The 17,865-nt window shown below is 36.2% G+C and carries 13 protein-coding genes and 1 tRNA gene; 1 reads left to right on the top strand and 13 read right to left on the bottom strand.

Annotated features, from left to right (window positions below):
• Window position 1 precedes the first annotated feature (1 nt).
• Window positions 2-2,893, bottom strand: a complete 2,892-nt coding sequence (locus SLH48_RS09035; protein WP_320257893.1) for a DEAD/DEAH box helicase — start codon at window positions 2,891-2,893, stop codon at window positions 2-4.
• Between the two features lie 112 nt (window positions 2,894-3,005).
• Complete coding sequence (locus SLH48_RS09030) at window positions 3,006-3,401, bottom strand: (deoxy)nucleoside triphosphate pyrophosphohydrolase (RefSeq protein ID WP_320257892.1); 396 nt, start codon at window positions 3,399-3,401, stop codon at window positions 3,006-3,008.
• 331 nt (window positions 3,402-3,732) lie between these two features.
• Here SLH48_RS09030 and katG point away from each other — a divergent pair, with 331 nt between their 5' ends.
• Window positions 3,733-5,952, top strand: coding sequence for a catalase/peroxidase HPI (gene katG / locus SLH48_RS09025; RefSeq protein WP_320257891.1), 2,220 nt, complete (start codon window positions 3,733-3,735; stop codon window positions 5,950-5,952).
• 141 nt (window positions 5,953-6,093) lie between these two features.
• On the opposite strand, the gene rlmH is transcribed toward katG, so the two are convergent.
• The 11 genes from rlmH to SLH48_RS08970 all read right to left on the bottom strand — a co-directional run bounded on the left by rlmH (window position 6,094) and on the right by SLH48_RS08970 (window position 17,865).
• Window positions 6,094-6,573 carry a 23S rRNA (pseudouridine(1915)-N(3))-methyltransferase RlmH gene (gene rlmH, locus SLH48_RS09020; RefSeq protein WP_320257890.1) on the bottom strand — a complete coding sequence of 160 codons (480 nt, stop codon included), beginning with the start codon at window positions 6,571-6,573 and terminating at the stop codon, window positions 6,094-6,096.
• Between the two features lie 93 nt (window positions 6,574-6,666).
• Entirely contained in the window at window positions 6,667-6,822 is a 156-nt protein-coding gene (locus SLH48_RS09015; RefSeq protein WP_214482827.1) for a CxxH/CxxC protein, read from the bottom strand.
• A 441-nt stretch (window positions 6,823-7,263) separates the two neighbouring features.
• Complete coding sequence (locus SLH48_RS09010) at window positions 7,264-8,508, bottom strand: S1C family serine protease (RefSeq protein WP_320257889.1); 1,245 nt, start codon at window positions 8,506-8,508, stop codon at window positions 7,264-7,266.
• 403 nt (window positions 8,509-8,911) lie between these two features.
• Window positions 8,912-10,153 carry a S1C family serine protease gene (locus SLH48_RS09005; RefSeq protein WP_320257888.1) on the bottom strand — a complete coding sequence of 414 codons (1,242 nt, stop codon included), beginning with the start codon at window positions 10,151-10,153 and terminating at the stop codon, window positions 8,912-8,914.
• A gap of 349 nt (window positions 10,154-10,502) precedes the next feature.
• Window positions 10,503-11,297: an MBL fold metallo-hydrolase gene (locus tag SLH48_RS09000; protein ID WP_320257887.1), complete on the bottom strand. Its 795-nt coding sequence runs from the start codon at window positions 11,295-11,297 to the stop codon at window positions 10,503-10,505.
• 8 nt (window positions 11,298-11,305) lie between these two features.
• Window positions 11,306-12,088: a two-component system regulatory protein YycI gene (locus SLH48_RS08995; RefSeq protein ID WP_320257886.1), complete on the bottom strand. Its 783-nt coding sequence runs from the start codon at window positions 12,086-12,088 to the stop codon at window positions 11,306-11,308.
• The gene (locus SLH48_RS08990; RefSeq protein WP_320257885.1) at window positions 12,075-13,385 is read right to left on the bottom strand and encodes a YycH family regulatory protein; all 1,311 of its coding nucleotides are present in this window, start codon (window positions 13,383-13,385) and stop codon (window positions 12,075-12,077) included. The genes SLH48_RS08995 and SLH48_RS08990 overlap by 14 nt, the downstream gene beginning before the upstream one ends.
• The gene (walK, locus tag SLH48_RS08985) at window positions 13,382-15,205 is read right to left on the bottom strand and encodes a cell wall metabolism sensor histidine kinase WalK (RefSeq protein WP_320257884.1); all 1,824 of its coding nucleotides are present in this window, start codon (window positions 15,203-15,205) and stop codon (window positions 13,382-13,384) included. The genes SLH48_RS08990 and walK overlap by 4 nt, the downstream gene beginning before the upstream one ends.
• Before the next feature lie 8 nt (window positions 15,206-15,213).
• Window positions 15,214-15,924 carry a response regulator YycF gene (yycF, locus tag SLH48_RS08980; RefSeq protein ID WP_320257883.1) on the bottom strand — a complete coding sequence of 237 codons (711 nt, stop codon included), beginning with the start codon at window positions 15,922-15,924 and terminating at the stop codon, window positions 15,214-15,216.
• Between the two features lie 89 nt (window positions 15,925-16,013).
• Entirely contained in the window at window positions 16,014-17,513 is a 1,500-nt protein-coding gene (locus tag SLH48_RS08975) for a M23 family metallopeptidase (RefSeq protein WP_320257882.1), read from the bottom strand.
• A 279-nt stretch (window positions 17,514-17,792) separates the two neighbouring features.
• A tRNA-Phe gene (locus tag SLH48_RS08970) sits at window positions 17,793-17,865 on the bottom strand.

The following is a 17,865-nucleotide window of genomic DNA, read 5'->3' as shown; positions in this document are numbered from 1 at the left end:
TTTATTCTTCGATTAAATAATGGTACAACGAGGATTCCACCTCATGCTCTAATAGTAAATTCATCCTTACAACCGGCAATTCATTACCATTCTTGTCCAACATCGTTGTTTGTTCTTCACTCCGAGTTTCTGGTATAGCTTTACCAATATAATAAAAGTCTGTTCCCTCATCATCGTCTTTTTTTATAAAGAGATGTAAATCCATACCCAGGTCCTCAGCATTAATTATCTTCTTAACTTCTTCAGACTGCAAAGTACGATTACTTTTTGTATACAATCTAAAAATCTCTTGATTTATAAATTCATCACCATAGTTCACACTAGATTCTATATCTTCATTCTTATGATAAGTAACAAAGATAGGACAAGTGCCATGCTTTGGTTTATAGCCATACATAGTTGAGCTTTCGTCATTTATCCAATTCAATAACTTACAAGCGTCCTTACGTGAATATTTTCGATACAACGTTAGTTGGTTAGTGCTCTCGTATGTAAGACTCTTTTCTTTTGCAGTTTTTATTACATCCGTTACTAATGACTTGAAGAATTTATTCTTCGATAGACTATTAATAATGCTTTCATTTAACCGATAACCTTCACCCTCTTGAAGAATAATAGGTTTACCACCATATTTTTTAATAGCAGCCTGAGTATAAAAGGAAAGAGCCATAACACGTTCTACTGCTGCTATCGTTTCCTCATCCGTTGCACATCCATATTTCGATAATTCATCAACAAATTCTTTTCTTGTAATTTCACATCTTTCTAGTAATAATTCTAAAATAACAATTTCATGTTTTCTTTTGCCATTTAAAATTTCCTGAGAGAACATAGTTAAAACGTCGTTTTCATATTTTGACAATGTAGGTACATCTTCTTTCATTTTCTCTAAGAACTTGTGATAATTCGTTTTCAGTTCATTTACGATAACACATGGATCAATTGATTTATAAGATATAAAATCGTATAAAAATGGCACTTTGCCAATTTTATGCTTCAATTCTATGTATGCGTCTTTTAAAACTTTTAAGGATGTTAACTTTGTATCATTAATTGACTTAAATATTTGCTTTTTAGCTACCTCTTCAAAATTAATGGTAGATACCCCTTTGATATAGCAAGTATCTTTTGTGTGACGGCGAATATTATCTTTATTCTGAGATTTGTCACCTGATAGAGCTACTGGAATGAGATAGTTATTTTTATAGTTACCTATAAAGTCGATCACTGTTACAAAATCTTTGCTAACATGCTTTCTAAGTCCCCGACCCAATTGTTGAATGAAGATAATACTTGATTGTGTTTGTCTCAGCATGACTACTTGATTAATACTCGGAATATCGACACCCTCATTAAAAATATCTACTGTAATAATGTAATCGAGCAGGCCATTTTCTAGTTGATTCACTCGAAGTATTCTTTCTTCAGGTGAATGATTTCCTAATAAAGCAACCGTTTTTAAACCTTTTTCGCTTAGAGCTTTAGAGAGCTCTATCGCTTCTTCTTTTCTACTACAGAATATAAGTCCTCGTACCTTGTCTCCTGAATGGCCATAGTACTCTACTTTCTCTAGTATATGATCAACTCTCTCTTCAGTAACGAGTTTAGATAATGCAGCTGTTTCATCTAATAATTCTCCATTGAATTCAAAATCTGTCACACCGAAATAATGAAATGGACATAACATATCCTCTTCTAGTGCTTCCTGCAATCGTATTTCATAAGCAATATTGTAATCAAATAATTGATAAATATTGAAATCATCAGTTCTCTCAGGTGTAGCGGTCATTCCCATCAAAAACTCTGGTTTAAAGTAATCCAAAACTTTTATATAAGACTTGGCCCCCGCTTTATGTACTTCATCTACTAACACATAATCGAATTCCTTAGTTACAAATTGGTTTAAAACATCATCTTTTGATAACGTTTGGATTGTAGCAAAAAGATATCTTGCATCACTTTGCTTGGAATTCCCTGATAAGATACCAAAATCTCGATCAATTCCACCTAGTATTTTTTGAAAGTCTGACTTAGCCTTTTGTAAAATTTGTTCACGATGGACAATGAAGAGCATCTTTTTCGGTGCAAATCTTCTTACATCAAAGGCAGATAAATAGGTTTTCCCAGTTCCGGTTGCTGAAATTACAAGCGCCTTATCATTCCCATCTTCCCTCACACTTTGAATATTTTGTAGGGCGGCCTCCTGCATTTTATTGGGTTGAATTTGAAGGGTATCTGTAATAGAATTCACTTGGTATTGAACCGGGTGTTCAATTACATTCTGAATGTTAGTTGGTTTTAAATCTTGAAACACCTTTTCATATTTATCGATCCAATCTGAGGTTAAACCAATCGACTCTTCCCATACTTCTTCAAATTGGTTAATAAAGTGATGAATAATGTCTCCATTTTCATGTGAATTTAGTTTAACATTCCATTCGTAATTAGCTTTTAACGCCTGGGCAGTTAAGTTAGAGCTTCCAACAATTAAAGAATAGTGGGTTTTATGTTTGAAGATATAACCTTTAGCATGAAATCCTTTTAAATTAGTTAGCTTTACTTCTACATTTGAAATCTTCATTAATTCTCTAAACACATTTGGCTGATTAAATTGCAAAAAAGTTGAAGTTAATATTCTTCCTTTAATTCCTTTTTGTTTTAGATCCCAAAGTAGTGCTTTTAAAGTTGCTAAACCACTTTCTGTAATAAAAGCAACAGAGAAGAAGAAATCCTCACAACGATTTAGCTCTTCTAAAAATGTAGATAAGATACTCTCATTTTTAGTTGTGTTATTAATTAACAACTGTGGTTTATAGCGGGTAGATTTACCATGAGCATGATCTATAAAACCCTGATAAATAGAGTCCTGCAAGTGTTGTACAAAGCTTACCATTAAAATCACCTTTCATTCCCAGTTTATATAAAAATTCTAATCTTCTTTCCCTATACTGTAAACAGTTACCATTAAAAAATGCTATCCAATAAAAAAATTGGATAGCATTATCTTATGCATATACTTTTGCTATTTTCTCAATAGCAGGAATGTCAGCAGGAGCCCATTCAAGACTTGGTAACTCATTAGGTGTTAACCATTTAATTGCAGCGTGTTCTGTTAAAACTGGTTTCCCATTTATTAACTTACAATAATAGGTAGTTAAATGAACAATACCAAAATCATATTCATGAACGGTATACTCTACTTTTTCACCAACATCAATGGTACAGTGCATTTCCTCTTCAATTTCACGTTGTAAAGCTTCTTCTGGTTTTTCACCTTTTTCAATTTTCCCACCTGGAAATTCCCATAATAAAGGTAATGATTTTCCCGCTCCTCTTTGAGCGCAAAGGATTTTGTTATCATTAAAGATAACAGCTCCTACTACATTTATATTTTTTTTCATTATTTCCTCCTTTGAATGAAGGTATCGTTATTTGTAAAGAATACCATATGGTGTTAATTTTATACAACAAGATACCCATTAAGATAGTCGCTAATGCAATTAGTAAGATTTAAATTTTAGTAAACCTGTTAATTAAGAATCTTGTGAACAAGCCTTATCATTTAATCAATGTTCAATAAAATTCTCCATCCACAGCACATATCACTTTGAATCAAACACCCAGTCCACTATAATAGAGAGTAAGAATTATCATAATAGTCTAACACCTATTTGTGGCAAGATGTAATGTTATCTTCGACTAAATGTTCAAAAATAGGAAGGAGAATGATGAATGGAAAACAACAATTATCCTGACCAAAAAGAACACACAGCTGCAGCTGCGGGGCAATGTCCTGTAACTCATCACAAAGATAGTGCAATCACGACAACGACAGCGCCTAGAGGTACGACGAATAAAGACTGGTGGCCGAACCAATTGAATTTGGGCATACTTCGCCAGCATGACAAGAAATCCAACCCAATGGGAGAAGACTTTAATTATAAAGAAGAATTCTCTAAGCTCGATTATGATGCTCTAAAGAAAGATCTTCATCATTTAATGACAGATAGCCAAGATTGGTGGCCTGCTGACTACGGTCACTACGGTCCATTCTTTATTCGAATGTCTTGGCATGCAGCAGGTACATATCGGACGGCTGATGGACGCGGGGGCGGCTCAACTGGATCACAGCGCTTTGCACCTCTGAACAGCTGGCCGGATAATGTCAATCTTGATAAGGCCCGCCGTCTGTTATGGCCTATTAAGCAAAAGTATGGAAACAAGATTTCTTGGGCGGATTTACTTGTATTAACAGGTAACGTAGCACTTGAATCTATGGGCTTAAAAACTTTTGGTTTTGGAGCAGGACGTGAGGACATTTGGCACCCTGAGGAAGATGTGTATTGGGGTTCAGAGAAGGAATGGTTAGCAGACAACAGGTATTCCGGTGACCGTGAGCTAGAAAATCCACTCGCTGCTGTACAGATGGGGCTCATTTATGTAAATCCTGAAGGTCCAAACGGAGAGCCAGATCCACTTGCAAGTGCCCGTGATATTCGTGATACATTCGAACGTATGGGGATGAATGACGAAGAAACGGTAGCGCTTGTCGCTGGTGGACACACATTTGGTAAAGCACATGGCGCTGGGGACGCCTCTCAAGTAGGTGACGACCCTGAAGCAGCTACACTTGAAACACAAGGGTTTGGCTGGAAGAGTACATACAAGAGCGGAAAGGGCCGTGATACGATATCAAGTGGTATTGAAGGTGCATGGACGACGAACCCTACTAAATGGGATAATGGCTACTTTGAATTGTTATTCAAATATGAGTGGGAGTTGACAAAGAGTCCTGCAGGAGCTTCCCAATGGGCACCTGTCAATATGCAGGAAGAACATTTGGCCCCAGATGCTGAAGATCCATCTAAACGTGTAAAGACGATGATGACAACAGCGGACATGGCCTTACGTATGGATCCAGAATATGAAAAAATTTCCCGTCGCTTTTATGAGGATCCGGAAGAGTTTGCAGATGTATTCGCACGTGCATGGTTTAAATTACTTCACCGTGACATGGGGCCAAAAGATAGATACTGGGGCCCAGAGGTTCCACAAGAAGAGTTAATCTGGCAGGATCCAATTACAGAAGCCGATTATGAACTATCTGATGCGGAAATCGCTGACCTAAAAGAAAAAATTCTTAGCACAGGATTAACCGTAAGCGAATTAGTGAAAACAGCTTGGGCTTCAGCAAGCACATATCGTGGTTCTGATATGCGTGGGGGTGCGAACGGTGCACGCATCCGTCTGGCTCCTCAAAAAGACTGGGAAGCAAACGAACCTGCACAGCTTGAAAAAGTGCTTGGAATCTACGTGGACCTTCAAAGTAAGCTTGATAAAAAAGTCAGCCTTGCTGATTTAATCGTACTTGGTGGAAACGCTGCAATCGAAAAAGCAGCTAAAGAAGCAGGCTTCGATGTAACAGTTCCATTTTCTCCTGGTCGTGGTGACGCAACTGATGAGCAAACAGAAGTGGAAAACTTTGAAGTATTAGAGCCGGTATCTGATGGGTTCCGTAACTACCAGAAGAAAGAATACTCTATCAGCCCAGAAGAAATGTTGGTAGACAAAGCGCATCTACTAGGTCTAACTGCACCAGAAATGACAGTCTTGCTCGGCGGTATGCGTGTCCTTGGCACGAACCATGGCGGTTCGGAACACGGCGTATTTACTGACCGTGTCGGCACGTTGACAAATGACTTTTTTGTGAACCTGCTTGACATGGGGATTGAGTGGAAACCAGCGGGCTTCAACAAATATGAAGGCCGTGACCGCAAATCTGGTGAAGTCGTGCGTACTGCCTCACGCTTTGACCTCGTATTCGGTTCAAACGCAGTTCTTCGAGCTATAGTTGAAGTGTATGCTCAAGACGATAATACAGAAAAGTTTGTCCATGACTTTGTAGCCGCTTGGGTCAAGGTGATGGATGCAGATCGATTTGATTTGAAGTAATCTTTATTTAGGAGACATAAAAAACTGCACCTCTATTGTTCGATACAATTGGAGGTGCGGTTTTTCGATCTAAAAATATCTTTAGCCGACTTATTAGAGACAAAAATTTAACAGACATACTGATACTTGTATTTAAGTTTTTTACTTATGATACGGTTCCCCCCTATTAATCCGAAAAACTCGATAAACCTGCTCCAACAAAATCAACCTCATCAACTGATGAGGAAAAGTCATCTTAGAAAATGACAACGATTCGTTCGACCTCTGCATTACTTCATTACTTAGTCCTAGTGACCCGCCAATCACAAAAGCAACTTTGCTCTTTCCGTACGTTGCCAAATGATCGAGGTCTTTTGCGAGCTGTTCGGATGTTTTCATTTTGCCTTCGATCGCAAGGGCGATGACGTGGGTGTCTTCTGATATTTTTGCGAGTATGCGCTCGCCTTCCTTTTGTTTGATTTGCTCCATTTGTTGCTCGCTTAAGGCTTCGGGTGCTTTTTCATCTGGGAGCTCAATGATGTTCACCTTTGCATAAGGTGTGAGGCGTTTTAAGTATTCTTGTATGCCTTGCTTTAAGTATTTTTCTTTTAGTTTTCCAATTGAAATAATTGAGATATTCACATTTATCCCCGCTTTATAAACAGTTTACTTACAAGTTATCCACAGTGGTTATCCACATATACACATTTTCTATCCACATCTTGTATGAGAATATTAGTTCCCTACAATATATGTTGCTTGATTTCGACAAAATTCACAGCATGTTGACAACTTTTCTTCTTCATTTAGCATATTTATTTCTGGTGCAATTTCATGTTCATCTACATACATATCAATGGCTAAATCTATATGTTCATCACAGCATTTCATGTTCTCATTCCTCCAAACAATGACTCTTTATATTTATCCACATGTGGGCAATTCTTTTTTCCGTTATCCATTGTAGCATATATTATTGTGGGTAATTACTGACATAAATATTTATCCACACACATAAAAGCATAAGCGACTTCTCAACCACATTAAAACCGCCCACTCCCTAGTGGTAAAGGTGGAATCTTGTCATCCTGACTCCTCCGACAAGCACTTAACTCAAGACATTTCTCATGAAGATGCTTTTTACCTTCGGGGTGAAATGGTAAAACTACCTCTCAAGAAAAGCTCTAAATCTAGACATTAGCTTATACTCCTACAATTACAATAAATAATCCTACTTATAAACCAATTAACAATACAACATATCTAAATAAAAGTTATTCATAAAAAAGAGGGTTTCTCATAACCCTCTGGTCCTACCTTTTATACATCTACCTACAGCAAAATATATTTAGACAGCTTCATCGTTATTGTTTGTTTTAATCCTTGTCGAAACAATGTTACTTCCATCGTATCTCCGACTGACTTTTTCGTATATAAGTGCCTTCTTAAGCTTGTTAGGTCATTTATTTGCTCACCGTCAAGCTCGACAATGACATCAAGCTCTTGCAAACCGGCTTCGTCAGCAGGTGAGGATCGTTCAACGCCAGTGATAGCTACACCTTTAGTCACTTCTGTTGGTAGCTTTAATGTTTTTTGTAAATGCTCCACCGGAATATCTTGTAGAGAGGTTAATTCTACCCCCATATAAGGGCGTCTAATCTCGCCATTCTCTTCTAAGTTTTCAATTGTTTGTTGTACATAGTTAATTGGGATTGAAAGGCCTATACCTTCAACAGCATGCCTTGCAATTTTCATCGAATTTATGCCGATGACCTTTCCATTCATATCTACGAGTGCGCCTCCACTATTTCCTGGGTTTATCGCAGCATCGGTTTGTAAAACCTCAGCAAACCAATCAATGATTCTGCCTTTTGATTCTACTTCTACTGGGATAAACCGATTAGTACCAGAAATAATGCCTTTTGTGACGGAACCTGATAGATGGATTCCTAATGGGTTACCTATTGCGATGACGGTTTCCCCAATTTTCAACTGATCTGAGTCACCTAATTCGGCAATGACCGTTATATCCTTTGCATCAATTTTGAGTACAGCCAAATCTGTTAATGCGTCAGTTCCGACTATGTCCGCATTTACACGTGTACCATCATATAGTACGACTTCAACGCGATTAGCCTGTTCAACAACATGGTGATTTGTCACAATATATGCTATGTCACGGTCTTTTTTATATATAACACCTGAACCAGTACCAGCTTCGACCGTTCCTCTACTTGACCAAAAGCTTGCTTCTTGAATGTTTACGACACCGACAACTGCCTCTGAAACTTTCTCTACAGCTTCAGTTACAGGTGTAATCACATTGACTGACATTTTTCTACTAGGGGCTGCTGTAACTGAGACAGAATCAATTTCCTCTGGTAATTGAATTTTTTCGTGTTCATATACAATTTTATAAGGGAGGACATCTAATTTTGCTAATAGAGGAATGAACATAATGACAATGAATGTGCCGACAACTGCACCTATAAATACAGTTAACAACCAACCTTTTTTCTTTCTCTTCCTTTTGTATCTTTTTTGTATGTGAACATAACCATCGTCATAATAGCCCATTTATTATTCATCCTTTCATCGGACAATAGGTTAACTAATGTATTTGTTCAATAATTACACTGCATAACATTGCATTGTTGCCTTCAAGTATCGCAGTTTGTTTTTCATTAAAAATGTTAATTTTCTCAAGAATGTTGCATGCTTTGAACCATATCTATAGTATATTATACTTTTATGTAAAGAAAAATCTACCAACATATATAATAACTCTAATTATTAACTTAATTTCCTATGACCATCTCTTTATTGTCCAAATCAGCACTCTTTCTATCGGAATTTAAGCTTTTACTGAAGAAATATCCCCTCTTTCTCTCAAAATAGCTACTGTTATTGTCCAACTTCAAAAAGAGGCTTCTCTCTGCCAAACGAATTTGACTAAAGAGAAGCCTCTACCTATTAATATCTAAAATATTTCTTCGATCAACTTCATTGTGACTGTTTGTTCTTCACCGTCTCGGAAGATAGTGACATCCATCGTGTCGCCAATTGCTTTTTCATTATACAAGTACTTTCTTAATTCAATTGTATCTGTAATTTGTACACCATCCATTGCGACAATGACGTCTAATTCTGTTAAGCCTGCTTGGCTTGCTGGAGAATTAGGTTCTACTCGCTGGATGACGACACCTTCTGTAACATCTTCGGGTAAATGAAGTGTTTGGTTTTTATGGTAATCTGAGATCTCATTTAACGATACCAAGTCTCCTACTCCCATATAAGGACGCCGCACTTCCCGGTATTGCTCTAAGTCCTGAATGACAGGTAGCGCATAATTACTTGGAATTGAGAAGCCAATTCCTTCAACTGCTTGTTCAGCTATTTTCATTGAGTTAATCCCTATGACTTGACCATCGATGTTAACTAATGCTCCACCGCTATTACCTGGGTTAATTGCTGCATCTGTTTGCAAAACTTCAGAGTTCCAATCATACGTACCATCCCCATTAATGTCCATTGGTACAGAACGATTTAAACCTGATACGATCCCTTGTGTTACTGAACCAGAAAACTCCAAGCCTAATGGATTTCCAATAGCAATGACTGGCTCACCTAAATTAATTTGATCAGAGTCACCAAACTCGGCTACCGTTGTAACATGTTCACCATCAATTTCAAGAACTGCTAAGTCAGTCCAAATATCACTTCCGAGTATGGTTGCTGGTACACGAGTTCCGTCAGCCAAGCTTACTTCTACTGCATTAGCACCTTCGATGACATGGTGATTAGTGACAACATAAGCTTTACCGTTATCTTTTTTATAAATAACTCCTGATCCTGTTCCTGCTTCTTGTGCTCCAGCTTCGTTGTTACTCCAAAAGCCGGCTTGTTGAATATTCACTACACCAACAACTGCATCTGATACTTTATCAACTGCATCCGTTACTTGTGAGGATACATTGACGGCAATATTTTTATTAGTTCCCTCATTTATTGGTGTCCCGTTATTTGTTTCAAGTTGCTCAGCTTGCTCCTCGTTAATAGCTATATCATACGGTAAAACATCTAAATTAACTAAAGTAGGAATTGCAATAACAACTAGCAACGCTCCTAGAATAGCCCCAACAAGTGCTGATAAAAACCAACCGCCTCGATTTCCTTTTTGCTTTCCTTGAGCTTGCTCATAGTCTTGATCATAATATCCCATAAGTTATCCACCCTTTCACCGATGAATGTTAGATTTTGCAATTAATGCTTGTAATATTTATTATACTCAGAAATACTAATAAATCTATCATATCCACGAACTAACACAGTCATCACATAATTTCACATGAAGGGTGTTTTTGCCTTTTTAGAGAAGGCTCTTTTCGTATGCTATTGTTTTAAAAAGTGGACAGTCTGTTATATCCACGCCCTAAATTTTAAAAATAGAAAAGAAGCCAAGAACGCTTTCTTGTAAGAAATGTAACTCTATGCGAGTAAAAAGCATGAAGCAACTTCTAAGGGATGGATGCTATAACTCGATTCAACTTTATGGAAGATTTGATTATGAACTAGACTGCTATGAGCTTTGTCGGTTGATTTGGATCAGTATCATATAAGTTAAACTGCTCTCCGATCATAAAACCTTTTGATTCTAATGTCTGAGAAACTGCCATCCGTGCTAAATCCTTCATATTATTATCTTGGCTTAAATGTGCTAAATAAATACGTTTCGTACGATCACCTATAACTTCAGTCATCGCAATGGCTGCATCTTCATTGGATACGTGGCCAACATCACTTAAAATTCGGCGCTTAATATTCCACGGATATTTACCCATTCTTAGCATGTCAACATCATGATTGCTCTCAAACACAAATACGTCAGCGTTGTTAATAATTCCTTTCATTCGATCACTGACATAACCAGTATCCGTAATAAGTGCAATTTTATTACCTTCATGGTGAAAAACATAAAACATTGGCTCGGCTGCATCGTGTGACACTCCAAATGACTCTATATCTAAATTGCCAAACGATTTCACTTTACCCATATCAAAAATAAACTTTTGTTCTGTAGGGATTTCACCAACTTTACTTTCCATCGCACTCCACGTCTTTGCATTCGCGTATATTGGTAATTGATATTTCCTAGCTAATACACCTATCCCTTTTATATGATCAACATGTTCATGAGTTACTAAAATTCCAGATAGATTACTTATCGTACGGTCAATCTGAAGAAATAATCGCTCCATCTGTTTACCACTTAAGCCAGCATCAACTAATATTGATTGCTCGTTCGTTTCTATATAAAACGCATTTCCAGTACTGCCACTTGCAAGCACACTAAATTGTAAACTCATACTTTCTTTCACTCCAAACTTTCCTCGTCAATAACTTTCCCCTCAAATGCATTGACGTAATAGTTTTCCTGATCGTTTACGACAAATTGCCAAGTCGGTGTAAGAACCTTTGATTGGGGAGTTGTAAATGGCACAATTGAATAATATCCTAACTCAATTTCTGTTATTTGGCTACCAAACTTTAATAAGTTCTTATTGTGGAGAATTTCTAACGCCTTTATCGCAGGAATAATTTCTTCTTCTTTTTCGTATTCTTCTATATTAAGCATTGTCTGCCTATAAGAAATAATTTCATTTATGTCATTAAGTTGTACGATAATACTACTATTTTGTTCGTTGTAAATAACTTTATCATTAAATAGTTGATAGAAAATAATTTGGTTTAGCTCCTCATCCATCTCCCAAAGAGTGTATTTATCGCCATCAATAATATACTCTTTGAAAAATTGACTTAGTAGGAAGTCAAGCTTTGCTTCTTCTAATAGATACGGTGTTAACAATGTTGATTCTACTATTGTAGTATCAACAATGGGTATATCCTGACCAGCTAGTTTCGTTAGTTCTTCCTCCGTAAACAATCTACTTTCACCGCTTAAATATTTTCCTCTCTCCTCTACCTCAGGAATTTTAACATAAGTAATATCGTCAGCAGCTAAATTTTCCTCAATTGTTTTTTCTGTCAATATCATTAATTGGTTATTATTGCGCATTTCAAGTAACTGATAGACTAAAAAAATATCTAGCAAGAGAAAAGTAATAATGAAAATGGTTTTCGTCTTATTCCAATCCAATATACTCTCCTCCTACCTCTTCTACATTAATATGACGCCAGATGTTGTTATAACGATAAAACCAAACTGGATCAAAAATTAAAACATCTCGTTCATCTCGTCTAAGCCTATAGCCTAAGATTAGATCTTCAAGAGAATTTTTATTAAATTGTTCCATTTGTTCCAAATGATTAATAATTTCTTCACCCGTTGGTATAGTAACCTCCCTATGTTCAGAAATCTTTAGTTCAATCATCGGGCGTTCATATCGATATAATTTGCCATTTCGCCAATATTGTTCAATTTTTGTAAGGTTACTTTCATTGAAAACAGGTAGGTTTCGTAAAAATAATTGAAACTCTGTCGTTTGCGTATACTTTTCTCTGTTCTCATCCCAGCTCCAATAACGATATTTATCCGTCCATCCGCCATGACTATTTACAAAATCAATGCTTTTTAATACAGTATTTGCGGTACTTAATATGTCACTATCCTCTGATACTGGATTCTCAAACTTTAAACGATTCGTTAAAGAATTTACTTCCATAAATCGTGAGCCATCTGTATACACAACCACGTGGGAAGATAATGATTCCTTTTGAACAGATTTAGGATCACTAAAAAGAGCATCCTTAAATACTTCTGGAGCAAGTGTTTCATACGTATATTCCAATTGATATACAGCTTGCTCTCCCGATGGTACATAAATGCGTTTTACTTCATTGATGTCGTATGGGATATAGTGTGTATACGATTTTTTTTCTTGGAAATTTTTCCTTATATTTTCTAAATAAACATTATCTAGTGATGCTTTATACACTCTTTGCTTATCATATAAAACAAAATATAATTCTCCCTTATCCACATCAACGACGATACGATCATACAGCCCGACTAAAATATCTGGATTTTGAAATTGAAACATTTTCTTCGTAAATTCAGCTGGAACTTGGTCTTGATAGACTATTTCAATTTTATTATCTCCATGGATAAATGATAAAAAATCTTTTTGTGGAATAGTATTAGATATATTTGTTACATTCGTAATAATCCATTTTTGTATTTCTGATACCATTTTATCAATTTTGTAATATTCATTTGTTCCATAATCATCGTAATTATAATGAATAAACATTTGACTAGGTTTAATCAGTTCTTCAACATCACGAGTTTCATTGTTAACTAAAACAAATTGATTAATATCTGGATTTTCTAATGTTTTATACTTATTTTGGAAAGTCCAAATATTCCATGTTAAAATAATACTGATCAGCACTAATGTTGTTAGCAATATTGATTTTAAGACCTCAAATTTCATGACCACTCATCCTCTTGCTCCTTTTCAAGTGGGAGTGTAAAGAAAATTGTCGTACCCTTGCCCTCCTCACTCTCTGCCCAAATGTCTCCTCCATGCGCTTCTATCATTTCTTTGGAAATTGCCAAACCTAGACCTGTTCCACCGAGGTTACGGCTTCTAGCCTTATCAACTCTATAAAACCTATCGAATATATGTGCAAGGTTTGCCTTAGGAATACCGACACCTTCATCACTTATGATTACTTCAAGATGATTAACATTTTTCCTCAAAGAGAAGCTGACTTGTCCTCCTTCTGGAGAGTATTTTAATGCATTTGAAATGATGTTATCTATGACTTGAGTTACTTTATCCTTATCAATACTAACCGTAATTTTTTCATCTGGTAGCTGTCTTTTGAAAGTTACATATTGATTCTTTGAAATTTCAAATCGATCAATAATCTGATGAAAAAATTCAATAAAATTAACAGGTGTTCTATGTAATGAGTAATCCCTACTATCTAACTTAGATAGCTGAAGTAAATCCTTCACTAGTCTTATCATACGTTCAGTTTCTGTTTGTGTAACATGTAAAAACTGTGGTGCAATATCTTTGTCCTGCCATGCCCCTTCCGCTAATGCTTCCAAATAACTTCTCATTGTCGTAAGTGGCGTTCTTAATTCATGTGACACATTCGCAACAAATTCTCGCCGTTCCTGCTCGATCTTCTCTTGCTCGGTCACATCATGTAAAACAGCTATTAAGCCATTTGTAATACCGATTTTATTTTCAATGACAGAAAAATTTACCCGAAGTATATAAGAGTTATCCTTTGTACTCACGTCGAGTATTAAAGATTCTCTCTCATTTAAAAGTGTATCAAAATTAAGTTCATCCTCTAATCCTAAGGCCGAAATAATAGGTTTATTAAATACGTCTTCCCTAGATATACCTAATAGTTTTAAGGCAGGATCATTTATTAAAATGATATGTCCTGTTCTGTCAGTCGCTATAACCCCGTCTGTCATATGTGTAATAACTGAAGCAAGCTTACGTCTCTCACCCTCTGTAGACGCTTGTGCTTCTTGGAGTTTTCTAGATAAATAATTAAAGGTTAATGCTAATTGACCAATTTCATCATATCCGTAAATACGAACCTTTCTAGAGAAATTTCCTTTTGCCATCGCAAGAGCTTGTTTTCTCATATCAGAAATTGGACGAGTAATCGTATGGGCTAAAAAGATCCCTAATACGGCAGTAATGACCATAGCTAAAACTGTTCCTGTTACAAGAATACGATTAATTTGCTTCATTTGATTATAGACATTTTCCATAGAAGCTACTAAGTATATCGCACCAACAATTTCATCATTTGACTTGATAGGTGTTGATAATACACGCAATCTGAACCCTGTATTTGGTTCTATAACCAATTCATCACTAGCTGTTCCAACAATAAGCGCAAGATTAATCCCACGCTCAGTCATTCTTTTCCCAACAATTTTCTCATTATCTGGATTAGACGTTCCTATGACACGACTATTGATATCAATAACACGTACCTCAATAATGTCCTGATAATCGTAGTCTCGCAAAATATTTTTGACATCATCCTCAACTGTGCTTGCTTGTTCATCTCGCTCTAATGTTATGGCTTCCTCTAAATAGTAGGATAGGATGTTTTCTTGTCTATCCAGTGACACTTTAAAGCCTTCGACGAGCTGACCTTCTAGCTTCCGAACAAAATACACCCCTATAATTTGCATAGCAATAAGAATGAGGAGAATATAAATTAGAATAAACTTAATATGAATGGAACGAAACACACCAACTTTTTTCATAAATAAATTTACTCCTGCTCTGGATTTCGTAAGTAGTATCCAACACCCCTTCTAGTAACAATCCAAGTTGGATCGCTAGGGTTATCTTCAATTTTTTCACGGAGTCGTCGAACTGTGACATCAACTGTACGAACATCACCAAAATAATCGTAACCCCACACTGTTTGAAGCAAATGCTCTCTTGTCATTACTTGACCTAGGTGTTTTGCTAAATAATGTAATAACTCGAACTCGCGGTGAGTCAGCTCTATCGTTTCACCACGTTTTGAAACAACATAAGCATCCGGTTGTATGACTAGTGGTCCAATTGATAAGTAATTATTGTCATCTTGTGATGTATTTTCTTCTGGTATGAGTTGATGCCTTCTTAAATTAGCTTTTACACGTGCAAGCAACTCTCTAGTACTGAACGGTTTTGTTACATAATCATCCGCTCCTAATTCTAAACCAAGAACTTTATCAATTTCTGTGTCCTTTGCTGTTAGCATGATGATTGGCATATCATATTTTTTCCTTACTTCTCGGCAAACTTCCATTCCATCTTTTTGTGGGAGCATAATATCGAGTAATATGATACTCGGTTTTACCTCTTCAACTTGATTAAGTGCTTCTACTCCATCGTAAGCACATGTAACTTCGTAACCTTCTTTTTCTAGGTTAAATTTTAAAATATCAGCAATTGGTTTTTCATCGTCTACTACAAGAACTTTATTTTTCATAGAAAGACTCCTTTCCCGGAACATTCTGTATCCTTACTTTATCATGAGGAGTATATGAATTACAAAAAAACCTCTAGCAAAGCTAGAGGTTACTGCAAGAAATTTCTCGGGTTTTGTACACTTCCGTTTTTGTATACTTCAAAATGTAGATGGGTACCAGTTGAATTACCTGTCGACCCCATCATGCCAATTTTGCGTCCTTTTTCAATCGTTTGTCCAACTGAGACGCTTATTGATGACAGATGTGAATATGTTGTCTTTATACCATTGTTATGATTAATAACAATTCGATTTCCATATCCTCCATCCCAGCCTGCAAATTCAACGACTCCATTGTCTGCAGCTTTAATCGTATAATTACTTGGTCTCGCAATATCCATACCTTTATGCAGCTTTCCCCATCGCTGTCCCATTTCGCTTGAAACATAACCGCCTGAGGCTGGCCATAATAGAGTACCAGTTCCACGTGAAGGCACAACCTTCGTACCTTTGAAAATAATTTTATTTACAGGTTCTTTAGTAACTTCTTCTTTAATCGTTGTTTTTTCTATTTGCGTACCATTATCTTTTACAATAATAATATTCTCTAGTTTCTCACCATTTTGACCTTCTTGATTTACCTTTTGATCACCTTTATACATTGTATCTTTTTCAATCGTCTCGGTTTTAAATGGTATTACAACTCGTTTATAATGCTCTTCTTTTACGAGAACATGTACAAATGGTTCATACTGAGTAACATTTAATTGCTGACCGATTTGCAATACTGTCTTTTCGGATATATCTGAATTAAGTTTAAGAAGCTCTTCTGTACTTAAGTCATGAGCATTTGCAATACTTCCTAAGACATCACCTTGTTTAATTTCATATTTTTTCTCTGCCAACGTCCCTTTCTTTAATAAAGAAACACCTTGGTCAACAGTAATGATATTATCTGGTGAAATGTCCTCTTTAGTAACTTTAACTGATTCATCAAAGGATACATCTATAATTCTTGATTCGCCTTCCTTCAGTGGCGGTAATTCATTCGATAGGTCATTCGGTAATTCATTCGGCTTTTGTTGTAGCTCTAGTTTCTCTAACTCTTTTGCTGACACGTAAGATGTTTTGATCTTTTTCAACACTTCATTTGCTTCTTCTTCGTTTGCAAAATAAGCGATTGGTTCTCCGTTAACATTAATGGCAGCTGATGCTGCAAATATCTCTATGTTATTTTTAACTTTCTTAGCGGTAGTTTCATTATTAACTACAGGACTAAAGACTTTTTCAGGTATGTAGGTTAACTGGTCTCCTACAGAAAATTCAAGATAACCGTTACGATCGTCCATCTTTTTCATCTTGTCGTTTACAGCCTTCTCAATAGTCTTTTTGTCATCTACTGTTCCAATATTTTCTCCGTTAACATATACATGATAGATTGTAGAAATGACTGATCCACCATTAGCAGCTTCTACCGAACCAACTGTTAGTGTTGCGACTGCTACAGTCGTAACCATTGCTTTTTTGACGATACTAAGCGCTTTCTTATCAAAGTTAACAGGTTTAATCAAATGACGTACTTTAGTATATATGTTTGTTTGTTTTAACACTACTTTTCCTCCTAAAACAGGTTTCTCCAGCGCCTTGGGAGAGAAAATTCTTTATATTTTAATGTGACAAATTTCTCTTTTAAACACTCTATTACTTTATCATAAAATAAAAATAATGGCATACTAGATCAAAAGATGTAACATAATTGTATTATAGCTGTAATTTAATAGTGTCTTTTGTAAAATACAAGGTAATAAAAGCTAGCATTCTACTAGAGTTATTACCAATATTATCATTTAATTAAAAAAGTATGATCTATACAGACCATACTTTGACAGTGGCTCGGGACGGAATCGAACCGCCGACACAAGGATTTTCAGTCCTTTGCTCTACCGACTGAGCTACCGAGCC

It is taken from the genome of Cytobacillus sp. IB215316, assembly GCF_033963865.1.
Taxonomy (GTDB): Bacteria; Bacillota; Bacilli; order Bacillales; family SM2101; genus Nanhaiella; species Nanhaiella sioensis.
Note: the sequence above shows the minus strand (reverse complement) of the source record. Positions and strands in the feature narration are given on the sequence as shown.

Excerpts from the sequence above, each read along its gene's own strand:
- SLH48_RS09035 (WP_320257893.1), bottom strand. The coding sequence starts at position 2,893 with ATGGTAAGCTTTGTACAACACTTGCAGGACTCTATTTATCAGGGTTTT.
- SLH48_RS09030 (WP_320257892.1), bottom strand. The coding sequence starts at position 3,401 with ATGAAAAAAAATATAAATGTAGTAGGAGCTGTTATCTTTAATGATAAC.
- katG (WP_320257891.1), top strand. The coding sequence starts at position 3,733 with ATGGAAAACAACAATTATCCTGACCAAAAAGAACACACAGCTGCAGCT.
- SLH48_RS09015 (WP_214482827.1), bottom strand. The coding sequence starts at position 6,822 with ATGAAATGCTGTGATGAACATATAGATTTAGCCATTGATATGTATGTA.
- SLH48_RS09010 (WP_320257889.1), bottom strand. The coding sequence starts at position 8,508 with ATGGGCTATTATGACGATGGTTATGTTCACATACAAAAAAGATACAAA.
- SLH48_RS09005 (WP_320257888.1), bottom strand. The coding sequence starts at position 10,153 with ATGGGATATTATGATCAAGACTATGAGCAAGCTCAAGGAAAGCAAAAA.
- SLH48_RS09000 (WP_320257887.1), bottom strand. The coding sequence starts at position 11,297 with ATGAGTTTACAATTTAGTGTGCTTGCAAGTGGCAGTACTGGAAATGCG.
- SLH48_RS08990 (WP_320257885.1), bottom strand. The coding sequence starts at position 13,385 with ATGAAATTTGAGGTCTTAAAATCAATATTGCTAACAACATTAGTGCTG.
- walK (WP_320257884.1), bottom strand. The coding sequence starts at position 15,205 with ATGAAAAAAGTTGGTGTGTTTCGTTCCATTCATATTAAGTTTATTCTA.
- yycF (WP_320257883.1), bottom strand. The coding sequence starts at position 15,924 with ATGAAAAATAAAGTTCTTGTAGTAGACGATGAAAAACCAATTGCTGAT.